We start from the raw sequence: 20,266 nt of genomic DNA, 5'->3' as shown, positions 1-20,266 counted from the left end.
CCGACTTTTTACATATTACTTATCTGTTCCCGCCATCGTTGGTTCCGTCATCAGAGACATCATCTCCTCCGGAGCCCGAGTCCGTTGTATCATCTCCCGAACTTCCTGAACCGTCTCCGGTCGAATTATCGGAGTCTCCATTGTTTCCACCATTTCCATCATTGGTGCCATTGTTGTTATTGCCATTGTTACCATTATTACCATTGTTGTTATTACCGTTGTTGCCATTGTTCCAATTTCCGTTATTCGAATTTCCATTATTGTTGTTATTGTTTTCGCCGTTATTTTCTTCATCACTTCCGTCATCCATCCAAGAGTCATCTTCATTTTGTCCCTCAATCAATAGGGATGTGGAAGCTGCACTACTTTCAATGTCTCCCGAGGATGCTGTCACGTAGAAGATATACGTACGACCCATTTCAACTCCGGAGAACATCAACCCATGATCGGATGTCGTCTTCACGGCCTGCGGTTCGCCGCCGTCAACTGCAACAGAGACGTTGAATTGAATAGGTTCCGGAAGCACAAATGCATCTGGATCTTCATATGACCAATTCAGTGATATCGAGTTCGTCTCTGCATCATATTCTGCAGATAAGCCGCTAGGAGCTTCAAGTTCAGTAATCACTTCTTCATCCATTTCGGTTGGAACCGTTCCTCTAACGAATAATTCAGTGCTCTTTAACGCATCAGGAGTCGAATTGCTCGCAAGGATTGCCGGATTGGACCCTTTCACGATGACAGCTTCTTCAACTGAGCTCGGCTTTTTGAAATGAGGCGTATTCTTTCCGGCTACAAGATCGGTCATCACAGTCCTGAAAAGGATTTGCGGCACATAGCGACCTTTATCATATGTTGTAATCGGAGTTTTAAAATCTTTGTATCCGCCCCATGCAGAAATGGTATATTCCGTCGTATAGCCAGTGAACCAGCTATCCGGTACATCCGTACTTTTCATTCCTTTTTCTTGCATCGTTTTTGAATCATAGTTTGTCGTACCAGTCTTACCGGCCATATCCAGTCCTGATACGCCCGCCGTCTTACCAGTTCCGTAAGTAATGACATCACGTAATATATCCGTCACCATATAAGCCGTTGAATCTTTCATGACCGTCTTAGGATCCGGTGCCAAGTTACGCTCGGAGCCATCGCGGTAAACGATTTTCTTGACTGCATGCGGTTTTGTATAAATCCCGCCGTTGCCGAACGGAGCATAGGCGCCTGCCATTTGAATAGTGGAAAATTCAGCATCCCCTCCGCCAATAGCAAGCGTGGAAGTCATATCACCATATTCTAGACCAAGCTTTCCAGCAAATTCACGAGCCCGTTTTGTTCCAACTTCTTCAAATACTTTGACGGCTGGAATATTTCTAGAGCGGTACAAAGCTTCTCTAGCAGTAATCGGTCCCAAATATTTCCCGTCCACATTTCGAATCGATATGTCAGTGCCTTTGTATTTATATGGTTCGTCAACTACGATATGTGCAGTCGACCAGCTTTCATTTTCAATGATAGGACCGTAGGAAAGGATTGGTTTGATGACCGAGCCGGGCTGTCTGAGATTATCTCCAGAAGCGAAGTTCAAATTCCGTCCTGTGAAATTTCTCCCGCCACCGATTGCAACAATTTCTCCTGTCTTTGTGTCGAGCACGGTCATTCCTGCTTGCATTTCCTCTGACTCATAAATAGATGCATTGTTAATCGCCTTTTCAACAGATTGCTGAGCTTTTGGATCAAGGGAGGTTTGGATCGTTACACCTTCTGCCAAGATATCCATCATGCCTTCCGCTTCTAATTCATCCAATACGATGTCGACATACGCAAGATACTTCGAATCCTTGTTTTGTTGACGTTGATCTTCTGGAAGAAGTGTTTTAGTTACAGGGATGGCTTTCGCTTTTTCCATTTCGTCCTTCGTTATTTTTCCATGTTTGTACATTAGGCTAAGGACTGTATTCCGACGTTTTTCAGCCCGCTCCGGATTTTTAAACGGATTGTATCCGTTCGGAGATTGAGGCATCCCCGCCAATAGTGCCATTTCATGCAATTCAAGCTCATCCAGATCTTTACCGTAAAATTCTTTTGCGGCTGTCCCGATTCCGTAAATATTGCCTGACATAAGGATTTTATTGAAATACATCTCAAAGATTTGTTCTTTGTCATATTCTCTTTCTAATTTAAAAGCGAGCCATGCTTCTTGAGCTTTACGCTTCAATGTCTTTTCATCGGAAAGGAAAGAGTTCTTAATGACCTGCTGTGTAAGCGTTGATGCTCCTTGAGAACCGAAGCCGCTTTTAAAGTTTGCAAGCACTGCACCACCGAGTCGCCAGAAATCCATACCATGGTGTTTGTAGAATCGTACGTCCTCGGTTGCGAGAACAGCGGCTTCCATCTGTTCCGGAATTTGATCGTAAGGTACGAATTCCCGGTTTTCCGCACCGAATTTCATAAAGACATTGCCGTTTCGATCAGCTATATGGGACGTTAGCGGATCTTTCAATAAGCTTTCATCGAGGTCGGGTGCACTGCTTGCATAGAAAGCAAAAAGTCCCGCTCCGCCGATCAACATCGCAATACCAAGTGCAACTATCCCAAGAATGACTTTTTTAATGATATTGCCGCCGTTCTTTTTCTTTTTATTCTTCCCGCGCTTTTTTTCTGCCTCTAACTGCTGGCGTCGGGCTGCTCTTGATTTTGTCTGATCACTCATAAGTTTTCCTGCCTTTCAATCGTTTCTTATTCAGGTCTTTGCAAAATTGTGTCCAAGGCGGCTAAATAATCAAGCCGTGGATTAAAACTTGCTTTTATTTCTATGGATATCTCTTCCATTTCATTAAGTGTAATAGATTTTCTTCCTCCTGCTATCATTCTTTCCCACTTTTTTTCGAAGTACTCGTAGGGGATGATGAAATAGCGATCAAGAACGGCAAATTTCACTAATAGAAATGCGATTCCATCTTGCTCAGTCACTTTTTTCATATGCTCGACCTGATGCTCATGAATATTTTGCAACGGAAATGAAGTTGTATTCTTCGTCTCCTTTGCTTCAAAGTCAATATATTTCCCTTTCCAAACGCCATTATAGTCAGTCGTGGAAGGAGATCTGAAATATGCTTCGGTTATGACGGCTGCGCTTCTAGCAGGATATTTTACGTGTACGATTTGGATAGGGACCGGCTTCTTGTGGATGACTGCTTTATTGTTGGCCAAATAATACTCATTCGTTTCGTTCAACTCGTCCTCTAACGATTTTCCTCGATTACTGAACGATAAATTTTTTTTATTCACTCGGGCAGAGCGTTGTGCCGGAACATATTTTTTTCCGTTCGGATATCGAATTGTCATTCCTACCACCTCGCAGAACTATCATACCATAATGATTGGACGGATTATCGCTTTAAAAGTTGCGCGAAATTAGTGTTCAGATCATATTAAAGAATGCACGTTCGTTGAAGTTTGGTGTCTAGGTGCAGTTTTTGATAGACTATAGGAAAGACTTCGGAAAGGAAGAAATAACTTGGTAACCTTAATAGAGAAAACGGAACGGCTCCTTTCTGTATGTGAAGAGTGCTTGAATAGACTTCCCGCTATGCGAAAAGAGGATCGAGAGCCTGATTTTTTTACAGAAGTGAAACCTTATGCAGATATTAATCATAGATTGCTTGACGAATGGACTGAGGAAATTAGGCTCTTAATTCGAAATGAAAGGCCGAAATACATTCATCCTCATCAAATCGAATCATTGAACGAATCGATGAAGCAATTCATCGTACAATCTTTTTACCCGAAAACAGGAAAGAAACGGTTTATCCTTTCCATCAATTCTGCCACATACACATTGAAAACGGTGCTGGATGAATTGCGATCTAAAGGAGGGGGGCAAGGATGAAGAAGACAAGCGTCCGTGAAACGGTTGATCTCTTCTTATCCGATCCTGAACTGTCCTCCAATATTCGACATTATGAAAAAATTGAAGGGAAATCTGCCGAATATGCATCATTTCCAGAACGGCTTCATCCATCCATCGTCAAGGCGCTGGCAGACAAAGGGATTGAACGCTTATACAGTCACCAACGAGAGGCGTTCGATCTTGCGACGTCAGGAAATTCAATAACAGCTGTGACGCCGACTGCTTCTGGGAAATCATTATGCTATCATCTGCCCGTCCTGCAAAGTATTTTGGAGGACGATTCATCCCGTGCGCTGTATTTATTTCCAACAAAAGCTCTCGCACAAGACCAATTGGCGGATTTGCATGAGTTGATTGAAGCGAGCGGGGAGACAATCCTCAGCTATACGTATGATGGAGATACGGCACCTGGGCTGAGAACGAAAGTTCGTAAATCAGGACATATCGTTTTGACGAATCCCGATATGCTTCACTCGGGCATATTGCCTCACCATACAAAATGGGTATCTCTCTTCGAAAACTTGAAGTATATCATCATAGATGAATTGCATACGTATAAAGGGGTGTTCGGAAGCCACGTTGCCCATGTAATTAGAAGACTAAAGCGTATTTGCAATTATTATGGGTGCGATCCGATTTTCATCTGTACATCTGCGACAATTGCCAATCCGAAAGAGCTTGCCGAGACGTTGACAAACTCACCGATGCGTCTCATCTCGAAAAATGGCGCTCCTTCAGGCGTCAAGCATTTCATATTTTACAACCCGCCTATTGTCCATAAAACATTCGGCATCCGGCGAAGCGCAATCCTCGAAGTGAGGGATATCGCGTCGTTTTTGTACAGAGAAGGTGTCCAAACAATCATCTTTGCAAAAAGCAGGGTTCGCGTTGAAATGCTTGTTACGTATATGAAGGAATTGACGAAGAAAAAACTATTTGATCAGACAATCATGGGATACCGAGGCGGCTATTTGCCTTCGGAGCGTAGAAAAATTGAAAAAAGGCTGCGTGACGGGGAGATCAAAACTGTCGTGAGCACGAATGCGCTCGAACTCGGCATCGATATCGGCCAATTGCAAGCATGCATCATGACTGGCTATCCAGGTAATATCGCAAGCGCCTACCAACAAGCCGGACGAGCAGGAAGAAGGCAGGATGATGCATTGATCATTTATGTTGCGCAATCGATGGCGCTTGACCAATACATTATTCAGCATCCTGAATACTTGCTCGGCCAAACACCGGAAGAAGCGAGGATCCATCCTGATAATATGCTTATCCTCATGGATCATCTGAAATGCGCCTCATTTGAATTGCCGTTCACGATGTCGGAAACATACGGAGAATTCGAAGTTCAAGAGCTGCTCGCCTTTTTGGAAGCGGAAGGGGTGCTCGTCAAAACATCCGATAAATGGCATTGGATGACAGACAGATTCCCGGCAAGCGAAATCAGTCTACGTTCAGCCTCCCAAGAAAATGTCGTCATCATCGACAAGACGATTCCTAAAGGAACTGTCGTCATCGGAGAAATGGACCGCTACAGCGCAATGACGTTATTGCACGAAGAGGCGATCTACATCCACCAAGGCAAGCAATATCAAGTCGAAATGCTAGATTGGGATGAAAAAAAGGCATACGTCACGGAAGTCGATGTCGATTATTATACAGACGCTAATTTGGCTGTGGAATTAAAAGTTATTAGCGAAGATGAAAACAGCCAACTAGGGAAAGCGGAAGTAGCGTATGGAGATATTGCTGTTTTGGCGATCCCGACGATTTTTAAAAAAATTCGTTTCGATACGCATGATAATATCGGTTCCGGTCCAATTTCACTGCCTGCCGAGGAACTTCATACTTCATCCACTTGGTATTCATTTGACGCTCCGGATGGGTGGAAGGAATCCGAATTGACGGACGCGCTCACTGGTGCCGCTTACGCAATTCAATCATTTATTCCATTATTTGTCCGCTGTGACAGGACGGATATCCACGTCGTGCCACAAGTGAAGGCAATCCATACGGGGAAGCCGACAATTTTCATTTATGATAGTTATCCGGGCGGCATCGGTCTAAGCGAGAAGATTTATGGTCGGTGGGATGAACTCTTGCAAAAGGCGGCGGAGCATGTACGCGGTTGCCTTTGCGAAAACGGTTGTCCGGTCTGCATAGGAGCGCAAGAAGAAGGAATCCGGATGAAGAGAGATGTCATTTCCCTTTTGCATTCTCTCATTAGGGGGAAGAGCGATGTCTTATGAAGCTAAAATGATGGCAATGAAGAAGCTTCTGAAAAAGAAAGCTCCTCAAGTCGAAGCAATAACCCCAGCTCCGAAACGTGAAACCCCTCCGTCTCCTTCTTACGAGAAAAGATGGCTTTCGGCCGGATTGACGAAAGAGGAGAACGAATACGGCGTCGTGTATAAACGGACGGTTGTCTATAAACCAAATCATCAGCATGGGAACTATTCGCTTTCCGGATTGTTGGACACAGTGGAAAGATGGCGTAAATCAGAGGAAATTCATCCTCTTGCTCCTGACTTTACAAAACCGCTCGTCTTTTTCGATACGGAGACGACCGGCTTAAAAGGTACCGGCACACTTATATTTTTAATGGGATTCATTGAATATACGGAAGAGGCGTTTACTTTAACGCAATATGTGTTGCCGGGGCCGGATCATGAAGCCGCATTCCTTTATGCTACAAATCTATGGAAAACACCGATGTCGATCGTCATGTACAACGGAAAAAGCTTTGATATGCCACAAGTGCAAACGAGATGGACGATGAATCGAAATGTGCTCCCGCAGTTACTGAAGCATACTGAAATTGATTTGCTGCACGGATCGAAAAGAATCTGGAAAAATGAAATGGATACATTCAAATTGACTGCAGTCGAGGAGGAACAGCTCGGTTTTTTCCGTGAAGGCGATATTCCCGGACATATGGCGCCGATCATTTATCAGGACGCGGTTAAAAATGGTCGTGCCGAAATATTGATGAAAGTCCTTTTGCATAATGAATGGGATATCCTATCGCTTGTCACCTTGTATATCCGGTCAACGGATCTTCTTTTGCAAGGCGACGTGCTATCATCTGCAAACGCGCAAACGAATATCGGAAAATGGTATACAGACTTGAAATCGTTTAGCCGCAGCAAAGATATACTTATGGATGTCATCGAGGAATATGGTGTGGAAGAGCCGAAAGCGCATTTTCATATCGGATTCCTTCTTAAAAAAGAAGGGCGTCATTCAGATGCAATTGACTCATTTGAAATTGCCTCAGCAGGATTGGCAGGAAGAGAAAAAATCATTGCCTTTGAGGAATTGGCGAAGCTGTTTGAGCATAAATTGAAGGAGCCAGAAAAGGCACTTCATTACACAAAAGAAGCGATACGTCATTTGCGGCAAGACCCGGACATAACGAATCGATTCAAAGTCCGGATGGGAAATGTATTCAATCACCGGGAAATGAGATTGAGGAAGAAGCTATTTCCCGGGGAAGCGCACTAACCGACAAAATCTTGCGCGCCAACCGAAATAGAAAGACAAAGTTGTACAAAATATGCTATACTTGCGACATGTAAACATAGATGGAAGGGCGTCATTTCATGGAAATAAAACTTGATTCTAAGACGATTCTTGAGAAAGAGTTTAAAACGGGTTTACGAGGATATAATCAAGAAGACGTAGATCTTTTCCTGGATCAGGTTATTCAGGATTATGAAGCTTTCAAAAAAACAATTTCAGAATTGCGAATGGAAAACGAGAAGCTGAAAGATGAGCTAGCATCAGCAGCGAAACGACCAGTTGCAACGAATGCCAATACAACAAACTTCGATCTGTTAAAACGGATTTCCAATTTGGAGAAACATGTATTCGGCAGCAAGTTGTACGACCACGAATAATTTGGACAATCGACGGCATAAAGAAATCCGTTGATTTTTGTCGAAAATTGCAGTATACTATTGTAACCATAGTGTGAATTCAGGTAATCGCTGCAACGTCAAGTTGTAGAGGAAAGTCCATGCTCGCACGGTTCTGAGATGACCGTAGTGTCCGTGCTCGGCGAAAAAATAAGCCGGGGCAGTGCGCATAGCGCATTGACGGCGGGGATAAATCCTAAGTGTGCTTTTGCACATATGGATGAGGTCCCCTGAAAAGTGCCACAGTGACGTAGCTGATTCGGAAACGGGTCAGATGGAACGCGGTAAACCCCACGAGCGAGAAACCCAAATTATGGTAGGGGCACTCTTCTGAAGGAATCAAACTGATGAAGGGACAGACACCTTCTTTTGATGGGTCTGTAGATAGATGATTACCACCCTAAGTACGAGGCGCAAGCCGTTTGAGTACACGGGAACAAAACATGGCTTATCGAATTTACGATGGTTCCACATAACAATCAATGCTCTCCTTATTCGTTTGGAGAGCATTTCTATGTTATCGGGATAAAAATTATACGAACTGACACTATAAGAATGAATACATAAAAGATGTAATTAGAATTGGAGTTGGAAATGCATGGCAAACTATAAATTGGTCGCTACATCCGCTATGGGGCTTGAATCAATTGTTGCGGATGAAGTGAAAGACCTCGGCTTCGAAACAAAAACCGACAACGGAAAAATCTACTTTGAAGGCGACGAAAATGCAATCGCCAAAACAAACATGTGGCTCCGAGTCGCGGACCGCGTCCGGATCATCGTCGGTGAATTCACCGCCACCACATTCGACGAACTTTTTGAACAAACAAAATCCCTGCCGTGGGAACAATACTTACCAGTCGATGCAAAATTCCCTGTCGCAGGGAAATCAGTCAAATCGACCTTGTACAGCACACCTGACTGTCAAGCAATCGTCAAGAAGGCAATTGTAGAACGTATGAAATCCGCTTATAACCGGATCGGCTTTTTAGACGAAACTGGTCCGTTGTTCAAGCTCGAAGTATCCATCTTAAAAGATAAAGTAACCTTAACCATCGATTCGAGCGGGGCCGGTTTGCATAAACGAGGCTACCGTGTCGGCCAAGGTGATGCACCACTTAAAGAAACGATGGCAGCTGCACTCGTCAAATTGACACGATGGAACCCCGATCGACCGTTTGTTGATCCGTTTTGCGGCTCTGGCACAATTGCGATCGAAGCGGCAATGATTGGTCAACAAATCGCGCCGGGCTATAACCGTGATTTCAGCAGTGAGGAATGGCCATGGATCGATCAAGCGATATGGGACCGTATAAGGGAAGAAGCGGAAGACGTCGCAAAATATGATCAGCCGCTTGACATTACAGGCTTTGACGTCGATCCGAAAATGATCAAGATTGCCCAGCAAAACGCAGTTGAAGCGGGATTTATGGATTTAATTAAGTTTGAGCAACGTGATGTCAAGGATTTGACTGTTGAAGGTTTGAACGGCGTGCTCGTCGGCAATCCTCCTTATGGGGAGCGATTGGGTGAAATTGAAGAGGCTGAGGAACTTGCTCGTGTTATCGGGCATATAATGGATAGGTATCCGTCATGGTCCGTTTACATGCTTTCCTCCCTTGAAAACTTTGAGACGATGTACGGGAAAAAAGCGACGAAGAAACGAAAGCTGTTCAATGGTTTTATTAGAACAGATTTTTATCAATATTGGGGTCAACGAAAATAAGTGATCAGATTAAACGGAAGAGGCCTGCCTCTTCCGTTTCCATGTGCGAAAAAGAAAGGGGAGCGCAAATGAAAAGGAAAATGCCATTTTCATTAACAAAAGAAAAATCATTCTATGAATCCTTGAATGACTGGATTGGCGATACATTATATGATGATTTGACCGAAAAGGGATTCGAATGCAGAGACGAACAAATCTATATGGCATTTCAAATTGAACAAGCGCTGAAAGAGAAAAAAGTCCTTCTTGCAGAGGCAGGCGTCGGAACAGGGAAGACGATTGCCTATTTATTGCCGGCTATCGCATATGCAAGATATACGGGGAAGCCAGCCCTTATTTCCTGTGCGGATGAAACGTTAATCGACCAGCTCGTAAAAGAGGAAGGCGATATCCGCAAAATTAGTGATGCATTGCAAATCGATATTGACGTCCGTCTCGCAAAAGCGCGGAATCAATATTTATGCTTGAAAAGATTGGATGAAGCTGTTGACGCTTCGATGGATGATTATGCCGAAACCGTGCATAGCGGATTACCTGATTTCGTTAACGGCAATTTGTCGCTGCAATCGATTTTCCCATACGGAGAACGGTCAGACTATCCTCATTTGAACGACGACCAATGGAAAACGATGAATTTCCATCCTGTTCAGCAATGCGCAGCCTGTGATGTCCGAAATCGATGCGGACAGACGATCCATCGGAATCATTATAGGGAAGCGGCAGATTTGATCATTTGCTCACATGATTTCTATATGGAACATATTTGGACGAAGGAATCGAGAAAGCGACAAGGTCAAATGCCATTGCTTCCTGACGTATCGATGATTGTTTTCGACGAAGGCCATCTGCTCGAATATTCCGCCCAACGCGCCCTCACGTATGAAGTTCAAAATCACACACTTCTCACCTTGATGGAGCGTGTCATGGTTGACGGGGTACGGGAAGAGACGTTGCAATTGATGGAACGGTTAATCGATGTCCATGAAGATTTCTTTCGACTTTTGCGATCCGCAACGAAAGAGAGCGGGGATGAAAGGAAAGCAATTAGGAAAAACGGGGAAATCCTTTCTGTTGGAAGGGAAGCGGTCTCCATTTCAACCGCCCTGCTGGAAGAGTTCGTGTTTGAGGGCGAATTATTTATTATTCCAGAATATGATTTGAAAATGGTCGAGGAATATTTGGAGCAATATATATACTCGATGGAATTATTTGTTTCCGAAAATGACGCTGTCGACTGGCTGCAAGATAGCAAAGACGGAATGACACTCACGATTATGCCGCGGCTTGTCACAGATATTTTAAAAGAAAAGCTGTTTTCATCTAACATACCGATCGTCTTCTCTTCGGCCACACTTTCGGTCGAACAGGATTTTTCGTATATATTGGATAGTCTCGGGATTGACGATTTCCTTTCATTTTCAGTAGAATCTCCTTTTGACTATGAGGAGATGATGGAAGTCATCGCCGCTGATATCGATGAGGGAGAAAAGCCGAAGTATGTACTTAATTTGCTGAAGGATGATGAGCAGACATTGCTGCTGTTCAAATCAGAACAGTCGATGAAAAGATTCCAGACAGAGCTGAATGAAGAGCAAAGAAAAGTAATCGCTTTTGAAGGGGAACGGGAATTATCCTCTATCATTCGTGATTTCCAGCAGAAAGAAGTTTCTGTCCTTTGTTCCTATCACTTATGGGAAGGTCTCGATATCCCTCAAGACGCACTTACTCGGGTGATCATCTATGATCTGCCATTCCCTCCACATGATCCTTTATTCGATGCGCGTAGGAAGCATGCAGAAAATCCGTTTGATGAAGTGGATTTGCCATTCATGCTTCTCCGCCTACGACAAGGAGCCGGACGTCTCATTCGGACTTCGCAAGATTCCGGAACTGTCCACGTCCTGATGGAAGGTGAAGAACAAGAAATGAAAGATAGGATTGCCGGAATCTTTCCGGTGGATATCCAGACTTTCGTGAAGAAATGAGTTCTAAAAGCTGTCTTTATATCCGAGGGAACTCGTGTAAAGACAGCTTTTCCTATTCATGGATAAAAAGGATTGCAAACGCAAACTTCGAATTTTCAATCAAAGTCGTTCAGTTAAGAAAAATGGTATAGTAGATAGAGAATGTTAGGAAGGATCGAATATTATGTTTACTACTGATATGTTAGAACGAACAGCTATTTACGGTCATTTATTTAACAAGAATCATGATGAGGAACGTGTAAGGAAAGCAGCTTCATTAGCTAAGAAATTAATGGATGAGGAGTTCGTCATAGGATTTGCCGGCCATTTCTCAGCTGGGAAATCCTCGATGATCAACGCGTTGACTGGCGAGGATTTTTTGCCGACTAGTCCAATTCCTACGAGCGCCAATATCGTCAAGGTGAAGAAGGCTGATGAAGAGTTTGCCATCATCCATCGGACCGATGGCTCGCTCATCAAATATAAAGGTCACGGCTTCTTTGATGCAATCAAGTCTTTCAGTAAAGACGGTGCGGAAATTTCTCTTATTGAAATCGGACATCCTGGATCCAAACTATCGGAAGCGATAACGGTCATGGATACGCCAGGAGTTGACTCGACTGATGATGCGCATCGCTTGTCGACGGAATCGGCACTTCATTTAGCTGATCTCGTTTTTTACACGATGGACTACAATCATGTCCAGTCGGAACTGAACTTCAAATTCACGAAAGAATTATTGCGATATAATGCCAACGTTTATCTGATTATTAATCAAATTGACAAGCATCGGGAAAGTGAATTGCCTTTCGAAGACTTCAAGAAATCAGTTGAAGACTCCTTCAAACTCTGGGGCGTTGAGCCAAAAGGAATTTTTTATACTTCTTTGAAAGCCAAAGACCTCCCGTTCAATGATTTTGAAAAAGTGAAGGGGATCGTTGAAGGCTCGATTGTAAATTGGAAAGATCATTTTTTGGAAAACGCAGAACAATCGTTGTTGAAATTAAAAGAAGAACATATGAATTTCTTGGAAAGTGAGAAAGCGGACTGCAAATCGGCGTATGCAGAAATCGTCACAGACGATGAGTGGAATGAATACGAAGATCTCTCTTTAGAATTGAGCGAGTTGAAGAAGCGAGCGTCTCTTCTTTCGGGAGATGAGTTTTACGCTACATTTGAAAGAGAACGAAATGAATTGCTGCGCAATGCATCGGTCAGTCCATTTGAAACGCGTGAGCTTTTGAAAGAATACTTGGAGTCGAAGTCCCCGAGATTCAAGGTAGGCTTATTATTTGGGGCGAAAAAGACTGCGGAGGAAAAGGCAAGAAGAAAAGAATCCCTAGCTTCCAACTTGTCAAATCTAATACATACACAAATCGAAGTGCATTTGAAAGCGCTTATGAAAAAAACGCTCAAAGATGCTGGACTCATGAACGATGAGCGGTCCATTGGTATTGATGAAATGAATATGTCAGTTCCTTTTGAGGAAATTGACGCACAATTGAACGTTTCGGATGTCGTGACGGGTGAAACCGTATTGAATATGACAGAGCAAATGAAAACAGCTATCCAACAAGTATTCCGCAAACTGACAGACGATTGGAAACAAGAAATGTCGACAATTGCCGCTTCAGCAGGAAATGAACAATCAGGACCGCTTCTTCAAACGATTCAAACGCTTGAACAAAAGCTGGCAGCCATTGCGCAGGTGAATGAAATCGATCACAAAAAATCCGAATTCATCTCCAGTCTCGCCACGCCAACTGCAAGTGTGAAAACGTCCGGCGAAACATTGCTGCGTCAGTGGGAAATGAAATCAGATATTGAAACAGTGGAACTTGATGGACTGGAAACGGCTGCAGACGAGATGGTTGTTGAAGTCGTTGAACAAGCTCAAGAAAGCGACATTGATGCGTCTGCGAAAGGTCTTGATGCAAATAGCATCATAGATCAAGCGCTTCATATTGCGCAATCAGTAATGAATATTCCTGGTTTTGCGGAGACTGCCGAGTATTTGCGGAACAAAGCAGATCGCCTTTCTCACCAGGAATTCACTGTCGCCTTATTTGGGGCGTTCAGCGCCGGAAAATCATCCTTCTCTAATGCGTTGATTGGCGATCGCGTTCTGCCGGTTTCTCCTAACCCAACGACTGCTGCCATCAATCGAATTAGACCGCTGTCAGCCGATAAAGAAGATCGAACAGCAGACGTACATTTGAAAACAGTAGATCAGATGACCGGCGATGTTGCATTTTCATTCGAAGCGCTCGGCATGCCTGTTTCAACTTTGGAAGAAGCGTTCCAAAAAGCGGGGGATGTTCTAGGGAAAGAGCTAGAAGACGAAAGCCTCCATATTCATAAAACATTCATCCGTGCCTTCAAGACGGGCTACCCAGTTTATAAGGAGAGTCTTGGAACAGTCATGAATGTTGATCAAACCGAGTTCACACGATTCGTGGCCGAAGAGGAACGCAGCTGTTTCGTCGATTCCATCGATTTGTATATTGATTGTCCGTTGACGAGGCAAGGCATTACACTCGTCGATACGCCGGGGGCGGACTCGATCAATGCTCGGCATACCGATGTTGCATTCGAATATATAAGGAATGCGGATGCCATTCTTTTTATTACTTATTATAATCACGCCTTCGCGCGAGCCGACCGTGAATTTTTGATCCAGCTTGGCCGCGTGAAAGACGCTTTTGAATTGGATAAAATGTTCTTTATCGTCAATGCGATCGATTTGGCAAACAATGCGGAAGAAGCGGAAACAGTTCTTTCATTCGTCGAACAGGAATTGGCTGCTTTCGGCATCCGTCATCCACGAGTCCATGGCATCTCTAGCTTGCAAGCGTTGGATGCGAAGCTAGATGGTCGTCACGATAGCTCCATGAAAGCATTTGAACAGCACTTCAGCCATTTCTTAAAAAATGATTTGAAAGGTCTCGCCGTTCAAGCGTTGGAAGAAGAGGTTGCTAAAACGGTCAATCGTCTTGCGATTTTGATTGAACGAACAGAATTGAACAGGTCACGCAAGGCGGAACGAATGGTCGAGCTTGATCGCTTTGAACAGGAAGTGCGGGCTCGCTTCGCAAACGGTTTTGCTGAAGTGATCCGCAAAGCTTCCTTCAATGAATTGAATGAATTGGTCTATTATATTTTACAGCGGGTATTCCTTCGTTTTGGAGACTTCTTCAAGGAAGGCTATAGCCCTTCAACGTTTGCCAATCATTCGGCTGACAGAGCGTTAACTTTGGCGCTCGCTGAAACTGTTCAGATGGTAGGCTTCGATTTGACGCAAGAGTTGAAAGTGACCAATTTACGTATGCTGAATTTTATGAATAAATTATTGAAAGAGCGGGAGCGTTCCGAAATGCGGTTCCTCGCTGAGAAGGATAGCTCCATTTCACCTTCCCCGTATGAAGCGGAAGACGCTGAGATGCTATCGTTCCCTGTACCTTTCGAAAATCCGGCTGTGTATAAAGATGTCAACCGTTCATTCAAAAACCAGAAATCGTTTTTCGAAAAAGGAGATCGTCTCGTTTTGAAAGACAAGCTGGAAGAACGGTTAAAACAAGACGCCTCGATCTATTTAGGCAAAGAAAAGGAACGGATAGAATTTTGGTCTGAGCAGTGGGTCGAAGCGGAGGCGGAAGGACTGCGTCTTCATCTATTGAAGCAAAGCATTCAGCAAATCGAGTCCGAACGATCCCTTCTGCAAGATATGGATCAATTAGAAGAATGGCGAGCAATTCATAAGAAAATCCAATTGAAGGAGCTGGATTGAAATGAGTGAAGTATTCAAATCGGTCAAAGACGTGGATGTTCAAACTATAAAATGGATAGATGCCCGTTTTTCGTTGCAGGACGTTAAAGCAGGGAGAAAAAATTACGAAAAAGGGCATATTAAAGGAGCGCTGTACTGGGATCTCGAGGCTGACCTTTCTGATATGTCGAAGAAAACAGGACGGCATCCATTGCCAGATAAAGAAACATTGACTGCGTTATTCCGAAAAAGCGGTCTTGAGCTCCATGATCGGATAATCATCTATGACGACGGAGGCAGCCCTTTTGCGGCGAGAGCTTGGTGGATCCTCCAATACGGCGGTTTTAAAAATTCCATCATCTCATTGGAAGGATATGAAGAGCTAGTGGCAATCGGCATCCCAACTTCCGACGACGAGGAAGTCGCAGAACAATCCAATGTCGATCCTGTCTGGGATGAAACAATTTACGCTCCTCGTGAATTCGTCGAGAAGACGGTAGAAGGGGGAACGGGAAATGTGTTGCTTGATGCGCGTTCGGCTGAACGGTATCGTGGGGAAGTTGAACCGATTGACAGAATCGCAGGACATATTCCGGGGGCTCGTAATTTCGACTGGGAACAGCTGAAAAAAGATGGCTCTTTCAATTTACATGACGAAGTTGGAAAGCGACTTTCACAAGTTGTGACGCATGATGACGATGTCGTCGTCTATTGCGGCAGCGGCGTAACGGCCGCTCCGTTATTTGCGATGCTGAAACAAAATGGATTTGAGAACGTCAAACTATACGTCGGAAGTTATAGCGACTGGATTTCAAGGGAAACTATCGAAGTGGAAAAAGGGTGACCCGAAGGTAGAGGTGTAAATATGAAATATGCGATTATAGGGGATATTCATTCCTCTAAAGGAGATTTGGAGGCCGTCCTCTCCCATATCAAAGAACAGGCGCCCGAGGCTGTACTAATCGGAACCGGGGATCTGTTCGAATGTATAATTAGCAAGCGTAATGTGAACGAGCGCACGTATAGCAAGCTTGAAGAAGTCATGCTTATACCTGATGATTTTGTTGAGTTGTTGAACTTCCCATCAGTAAAAGGGAACCAAGAAGAACGTATTTTACTCATTACGGAAACGGATGATTCATTATACGGAATTCTTTCAGCTATGCCCGAAAAAATTGAACTTGGTGCAGCTGAAGTGATTCATGGTCATCAATGGCAGTGGGGTGGCGAACCGTGGTCACTATTAGAAGCGGATGTGTCGAAAAACGTGACGTTCTACGGTCATAGTCACCATTCGGGCTTACGACGTAACGGGAGCGGGGAAGTGGCCGTCCAATTCAATCATCCATACGATGTGAAAGACGGCCAGACGCTAGTCAATGTCGGTGCTGTCGTGTTCGATAAAGAATGGGTGCTGTATGACGATGAGTTGGATACCGTAACATTTATGAAAGCGAAGTAGGGTAGGAGCGTTTGCTATCATGCAAATGCTTCCTCTCCTTTTTACTTGTCTTCATCTTGTTTATGAATCGCTTCGCGGGCAAGTGCGTCCGCGGCGCGATTTTCACTGTCCGGTATCCATTTAATGAAGAAGAAATCAAACGTTTTTGCAATGGATAAGATTTTATTCAAATAATCCTTATGTACCTCGTTTTTTACAAATTCATTCTCCACAGCCGAGACGACTATTTTCGAATCGGATCGTGCCGAAACGATTCCGGTCGTCAGTTTTGCAGCTTCCTCCATTCCTCGGAGAAGAGCTATGAATTCGGCTGTATGGTTGTTCGTCGGATCAATCGGTTCGGAGAACTTGACGATGTTCCCTTCACCTTTGATGAAGATTCCGATGCCGCTTTTACCAGGGTTTCCGGCACTTGCGCCATCAACATATAACTCGATCATATTCCATCTCTCCTTATCATTGTTGCAACCGGCAAAAAAGAATATTAAAATGAATGAATGACCTGACTTGGAGGTTGCTATGGATAAATTAACCGTCATGAATGAAATTAATGAAGTGCTTGATACGTATTGTGAAGGATGTTTTGTCAAAAGGCAACAAGTGAAGGACATTGGGAAAACCGGTGCACATCAATTTTGCATTCGAACTTGTACAATTGGGGAACAGCTTCAATTTTTAGGTAATGAAATGAATAAATTGACAAAATAATATCCCGCCAGGATTTCTAGGCGGGATATTGCATGTTTACTCATTCAATATTCATGTTATAGTCAAGACATTTGCCGCTTGGGGTCCGCGGTTACCTTCTATGATTTCGAAGGATACGGTCTGGCCTTCATCCAACGTCTTGAATCCTTCTGACATAATGCCAGTATAGTGGACAAACACATCTTCGCCATTATCGGTTTCAATGAAGCCATATCCTTTTTCGTTGCTGAACCATTTTACTTTACCTTGGTACATGTTTATTCCTCCCTCGGCATTTCAATGTCTTTCCCATTATTAACATGGATGCATTAACTATACATGAATCGACAATATACGTCAATGACATGCCTAAATTTTCTGCGAATTGATTCTAAAAATATGAAAAGGGTGGATGCTATGGAAACGATAATACGTAATATAACGGAGCGAGTGACAAATATATATAGACAGTTCGATGCAAGCCATGATTATGATCATATTTTACGGGTTATGAAAAATGCGGAAGAGATTGCGCAGTCGATGCCTGACGCGGATATGACCGTCATTAAGCTTGCCGTCCTACTGCATGACATCGATGATCCGAAATATAAAGAAGTTGGCAACGTGTCTGCTTCAGAGCTGCTTCGTTCCGCCGAAGTAGACGACGAGTTGGCTATGAAGGTTTTGGAGACGATTAAAAGTGTTTCTTTCAACGGTGGAAATGAAGAGGAAATCGTATACATTGAAGGGGCAATTGTAAGGGATGCGGATCGCCTAGACGCAATCGGTGCAATCGGCATCGCCAGAACTTTCGCATACGGCGGGGCGAAAGGTAGGAAATTATATGATGCGGCTGAAATCGCGAGAACTAAAATGTCCGAAGATGAATATCGCTCAAGACAAACAGCTTCTGTCACACATTTTTATGAAAAACTGCTTTTATTGAAGGATTTGATGGTGACTGCAGAAGGGAAGCGTCTTGCGGCGGAGCGCCATGACTTCATGGTCGCTTTTTTGAAGCAGTTAGATGCAGAAATAGGAACAGCAAATTGAAGAGCAGAACAAGCGGGTATCCTTCATTCAACGAGGATACCCGCTTTTTTCAATGCAACTTCGGCATTGTCGATTTGATATTGTTCATTAGCGATGACCGTATGGAGGTGAATGCCTCCCTCGGCTAGATTGGAAAGGTATACCGCATTCGCTTCATGTATCCGTCTCATGAATTCTTTCACTTCCAATCGGTTCGCGACCATGATGGAGGCGCTCAAGTCCCCGTATACCGGGTGCTCGATTTTCACGTCTTTCACAGTCAGTCCGTGGTCAACGAGGATGTTCAACTCTTCTTCCGTTTGCTCAGGTGTATGGTGGCAAACGAGTACTTTTTCGATTTTCTCCGGTCCTACTGATGCATGCACATAGATGTATCCTTGGCTCGTCGCAAGGATCGGTTCCTTTTTCGCTTTTAATAAAGTAATATCTCCGACGATGACTTGGCGGCTGACATTTGTCAGTTCACCAAGCTCTTTGCCCGTCAATGGGTTTTCAGCTTTCTGCAATGTTTCCAAGATTAATTTCCGGCGTTCTTCTCCGGGTATTTTTTCAGTTCCAGTCAATGTCATCACTCCATTTCAATCATTTTAACATATCTGTCTTCACAGTTTCGTGTATAATGAAAAAATACATAACAAAAGGGGGATTTACGATGACGAATGTAATCAATGTTGAAAAGACCTTACAACCGAAACCGAAGCCGGCTTTCGATCAGCTTTCATTCGGTACTGTTTTTACGGACCATATGTTTACGATGGATTATACAGAAGTGCTAGGCTGGCATGATCCGAAAATTGTTCCGTATGAACCGATCACGCTTGATCCCGCGGCAATGGTATTCCACTACGGCCAAACAGTTTTCGAAGGTTTGAAAGCATATGTAACGGATGATGAAGAAGTTCTTCTTTTCAGACCTGATGAGAATATGAAAAGATTAAACCGTTCGAATGAAAGACTATGCATACCCGCGTTCGACGAAGAACTCGCTCTTTCTGGCCTTCGGAAACTGATCCAAGTCGATAAAGATTGGATTCCAAATATCGAAGGGACATCCCTTTACATCCGGCCTTTCATCTTCGCGACACAGCCGTACTTAGGTGTCGCTCCGTCGAAAACGTACCGCTTCATGATCATTCTTTCACCGGTTGGCGCTTACTATAAGGAAGGCATCAACCCTGTGAAAATTGCGGTAGAATCTGAATTCGTCCGTGCTGTAACAGGCGGGACTGGCAGTGCAAAAACGGCAGGCAACTATGCAGGCGCCATGAAAGCCCAGGAAGTGGCCGAAGCGAAAGGGTATTCACAAGTACTCTGGCTTGATGGGAAAGAACATCGATACATCGAGGAAGTCGGTGCGATGAACGTCTTCTTCAAATTGAACGGAGAAGTTGTCACGCCCGAACTTAATGGAAGCATTTTAGAGGGAATTACCCGGAAATCCGTCATTGAATTGCTGCAGTATTGGGACATCCCTATTACCGAACGAAAAATTTCCATGGAGGAGCTTTACGAAGCTCATCAGTCGGGAATCTTAGAGGAAGCGTTCGGCACGGGAACAGCAGCGGTCATCTCTCCGATCGGGGAGCTGTATTGGAATGAAAAGAAAATCACTATCAATAACGGAGAAATTGGTGATTTGGCTCAAAGGGTCTATGATACGATGACAGGCATCCAGACGGGAAGAGCGGAAGACCCGTTCGGCTGGCGGATGACAGTGGACGTTGAAACCGTAAAGTAACTAGTACAGACATCCTGTCGCAACGGCAGGGTGTTTT

Annotated in this window: 17 protein-coding genes and 1 other RNA gene; 13 read left to right on the top strand and 5 right to left on the bottom strand. The window is 44.0% G+C overall.

From position 1 onward, the window contains the following. Positions 1 to 19: 19 nt before the first annotated feature. Together ACR65H_RS06320 and recU are read right to left on the bottom strand one after the other, a co-directional pair. Positions 20 to 2,710 (bottom strand): transglycosylase domain-containing protein, encoded by a 2,691-nt coding sequence (locus ACR65H_RS06320; RefSeq protein ID WP_440499315.1) that lies wholly within the window; start codon positions 2,708 to 2,710, stop codon positions 20 to 22. Between the two features lie 26 nt (positions 2,711 to 2,736). Beyond that, positions 2,737 to 3,345, bottom strand: a complete 609-nt coding sequence (gene recU / locus ACR65H_RS06315) for a Holliday junction resolvase RecU (RefSeq protein ID WP_440499314.1) — start codon at positions 3,343 to 3,345, stop codon at positions 2,737 to 2,739. A gap of 172 nt (positions 3,346 to 3,517) precedes the next feature. Between recU and ACR65H_RS06310 the strand changes: the two genes are divergently transcribed. The 10 genes from ACR65H_RS06310 (at position 3,518) to ACR65H_RS06265 (ending at position 16,751) form a co-directional block, all read left to right on the top strand. Next, complete coding sequence (locus ACR65H_RS06310) at positions 3,518 to 3,889, top strand: YppE family protein (RefSeq protein WP_440499313.1); 372 nt, start codon at positions 3,518 to 3,520, stop codon at positions 3,887 to 3,889. After that, positions 3,886 to 6,165, top strand: a complete 2,280-nt coding sequence (locus tag ACR65H_RS06305) for a DEAD/DEAH box helicase (RefSeq protein WP_440499312.1) — start codon at positions 3,886 to 3,888, stop codon at positions 6,163 to 6,165. The genes ACR65H_RS06310 and ACR65H_RS06305 overlap by 4 nt, the downstream gene beginning before the upstream one ends. After that, positions 6,155 to 7,420: a ribonuclease H-like domain-containing protein gene (locus tag ACR65H_RS06300; protein WP_440499311.1), complete on the top strand. Its 1,266-nt coding sequence runs from the start codon at positions 6,155 to 6,157 to the stop codon at positions 7,418 to 7,420. Before ACR65H_RS06305 ends, ACR65H_RS06300 begins: the two co-directional genes overlap by 11 nt. Positions 7,421 to 7,518: 98 nt before the next feature. Continuing rightward, the gene (gene gpsB / locus ACR65H_RS06295; protein WP_440499310.1) at positions 7,519 to 7,815 is read left to right on the top strand and encodes a cell division regulator GpsB; all 297 of its coding nucleotides are present in this window, start codon (positions 7,519 to 7,521) and stop codon (positions 7,813 to 7,815) included. Positions 7,816 to 7,890: 75 nt separating this feature from the next. Further along, an RNA gene (gene rnpB / locus ACR65H_RS06290) (RNase P RNA component class B) lies at positions 7,891 to 8,289 on the top strand. Positions 8,290 to 8,431: 142 nt separating this feature from the next. Continuing rightward, positions 8,432 to 9,559: a THUMP domain-containing class I SAM-dependent RNA methyltransferase gene (locus ACR65H_RS06285; protein ID WP_440499309.1), complete on the top strand. Its 1,128-nt coding sequence runs from the start codon at positions 8,432 to 8,434 to the stop codon at positions 9,557 to 9,559. A 68-nt stretch (positions 9,560 to 9,627) separates the two neighbouring features. Continuing rightward, on the top strand, positions 9,628 to 11,544 hold the full coding sequence (locus ACR65H_RS06280; protein ID WP_440499308.1) for an ATP-dependent DNA helicase: 1,917 nt from the start codon (positions 9,628 to 9,630) through the stop codon (positions 11,542 to 11,544). 163 nt (positions 11,545 to 11,707) lie between these two features. Then, the gene (locus ACR65H_RS06275; RefSeq protein WP_440499307.1) at positions 11,708 to 15,310 is read left to right on the top strand and encodes a dynamin family protein; all 3,603 of its coding nucleotides are present in this window, start codon (positions 11,708 to 11,710) and stop codon (positions 15,308 to 15,310) included. A gap of 1 nt (position 15,311) precedes the next feature. Beyond that, complete coding sequence (locus tag ACR65H_RS06270; RefSeq protein WP_440499306.1) at positions 15,312 to 16,133, top strand: sulfurtransferase; 822 nt, start codon at positions 15,312 to 15,314, stop codon at positions 16,131 to 16,133. A 21-nt stretch (positions 16,134 to 16,154) separates the two neighbouring features. Further along, positions 16,155 to 16,751 carry a metallophosphoesterase family protein gene (locus ACR65H_RS06265; RefSeq protein WP_440499305.1) on the top strand — a complete coding sequence of 199 codons (597 nt, stop codon included), beginning with the start codon at positions 16,155 to 16,157 and terminating at the stop codon, positions 16,749 to 16,751. 41 nt (positions 16,752 to 16,792) lie between these two features. On the opposite strand, the gene ACR65H_RS06260 is transcribed toward ACR65H_RS06265, so the two are convergent. Next, positions 16,793 to 17,191: a ribonuclease HI family protein gene (locus ACR65H_RS06260; protein ID WP_440499304.1), complete on the bottom strand. Its 399-nt coding sequence runs from the start codon at positions 17,189 to 17,191 to the stop codon at positions 16,793 to 16,795. A 79-nt stretch (positions 17,192 to 17,270) separates the two neighbouring features. Here ACR65H_RS06260 and ACR65H_RS06255 point away from each other — a divergent pair, with 79 nt between their 5' ends. Further along, entirely contained in the window at positions 17,271 to 17,459 is a 189-nt protein-coding gene (locus tag ACR65H_RS06255; RefSeq protein ID WP_413053014.1) for a zinc-finger domain-containing protein, read from the top strand. Positions 17,460 to 17,510: 51 nt separating this feature from the next. Here ACR65H_RS06255 and ACR65H_RS06250 read toward each other — a convergent pair whose 3' ends face one another. After that, positions 17,511 to 17,714 carry a cold-shock protein gene (locus tag ACR65H_RS06250; RefSeq protein ID WP_060208284.1) on the bottom strand — a complete coding sequence of 68 codons (204 nt, stop codon included), beginning with the start codon at positions 17,712 to 17,714 and terminating at the stop codon, positions 17,511 to 17,513. A 141-nt stretch (positions 17,715 to 17,855) separates the two neighbouring features. On the opposite strand from ACR65H_RS06250, the gene ACR65H_RS06245 reads away from it, so the two are divergent. Then, positions 17,856 to 18,491 (top strand): HD domain-containing protein, encoded by a 636-nt coding sequence (locus tag ACR65H_RS06245; protein ID WP_440499303.1) that lies wholly within the window; start codon positions 17,856 to 17,858, stop codon positions 18,489 to 18,491. 23 nt (positions 18,492 to 18,514) lie between these two features. On the opposite strand, the gene ACR65H_RS06240 is transcribed toward ACR65H_RS06245, so the two are convergent. Continuing rightward, entirely contained in the window at positions 18,515 to 19,054 is a 540-nt protein-coding gene (locus ACR65H_RS06240; RefSeq protein WP_440499302.1) for a transcription repressor NadR, read from the bottom strand. An 89-nt stretch (positions 19,055 to 19,143) separates the two neighbouring features. Between ACR65H_RS06240 and ACR65H_RS06235 the strand changes: the two genes are divergently transcribed. After that, entirely contained in the window at positions 19,144 to 20,229 is a 1,086-nt protein-coding gene (locus ACR65H_RS06235) for a branched-chain amino acid aminotransferase (protein ID WP_440499301.1), read from the top strand. Positions 20,230 to 20,266: the final 37 nt, after the last annotated feature.

This window comes from Sporosarcina sp. SAFN-015, assembly GCF_059415085.1.
This window is presented reverse-complemented; position numbering and strand designations above follow the sequence as displayed.

Coding starts and splice junctions, on each gene's coding strand:
- ACR65H_RS06255 (WP_413053014.1), top strand. CDS start 17,271: ATGGATAAATTAACCGTCATGAATGAAATTAATGAAGTGCTTGATACG.
- ACR65H_RS06280 (WP_440499308.1), top strand. CDS start 9,628: ATGAAAAGGAAAATGCCATTTTCATTAACAAAAGAAAAATCATTCTAT.
- ACR65H_RS06250 (WP_060208284.1), bottom strand. CDS start 17,714: ATGTACCAAGGTAAAGTAAAATGGTTCAGCAACGAAAAAGGATATGGC.
- gpsB (WP_440499310.1), top strand. CDS start 7,519: ATGGAAATAAAACTTGATTCTAAGACGATTCTTGAGAAAGAGTTTAAA.
- ACR65H_RS06260 (WP_440499304.1), bottom strand. CDS start 17,191: ATGATCGAGTTATATGTTGATGGCGCAAGTGCCGGAAACCCTGGTAAA.
- recU (WP_440499314.1), bottom strand. CDS start 3,345: ATGACAATTCGATATCCGAACGGAAAAAAATATGTTCCGGCACAACGC.
- ACR65H_RS06270 (WP_440499306.1), top strand. CDS start 15,312: ATGAGTGAAGTATTCAAATCGGTCAAAGACGTGGATGTTCAAACTATA.
- ACR65H_RS06300 (WP_440499311.1), top strand. CDS start 6,155: ATGTCTTATGAAGCTAAAATGATGGCAATGAAGAAGCTTCTGAAAAAG.
- ACR65H_RS06265 (WP_440499305.1), top strand. CDS start 16,155: ATGAAATATGCGATTATAGGGGATATTCATTCCTCTAAAGGAGATTTG.
- ACR65H_RS06320 (WP_440499315.1), bottom strand. CDS start 2,710: ATGAGTGATCAGACAAAATCAAGAGCAGCCCGACGCCAGCAGTTAGAG.
- ACR65H_RS06305 (WP_440499312.1), top strand. CDS start 3,886: ATGAAGAAGACAAGCGTCCGTGAAACGGTTGATCTCTTCTTATCCGAT.
- ACR65H_RS06285 (WP_440499309.1), top strand. CDS start 8,432: ATGGCAAACTATAAATTGGTCGCTACATCCGCTATGGGGCTTGAATCA.
- ACR65H_RS06245 (WP_440499303.1), top strand. CDS start 17,856: ATGGAAACGATAATACGTAATATAACGGAGCGAGTGACAAATATATAT.
- ACR65H_RS06235 (WP_440499301.1), top strand. CDS start 19,144: ATGACGAATGTAATCAATGTTGAAAAGACCTTACAACCGAAACCGAAG.
- ACR65H_RS06275 (WP_440499307.1), top strand. CDS start 11,708: ATGTTTACTACTGATATGTTAGAACGAACAGCTATTTACGGTCATTTA.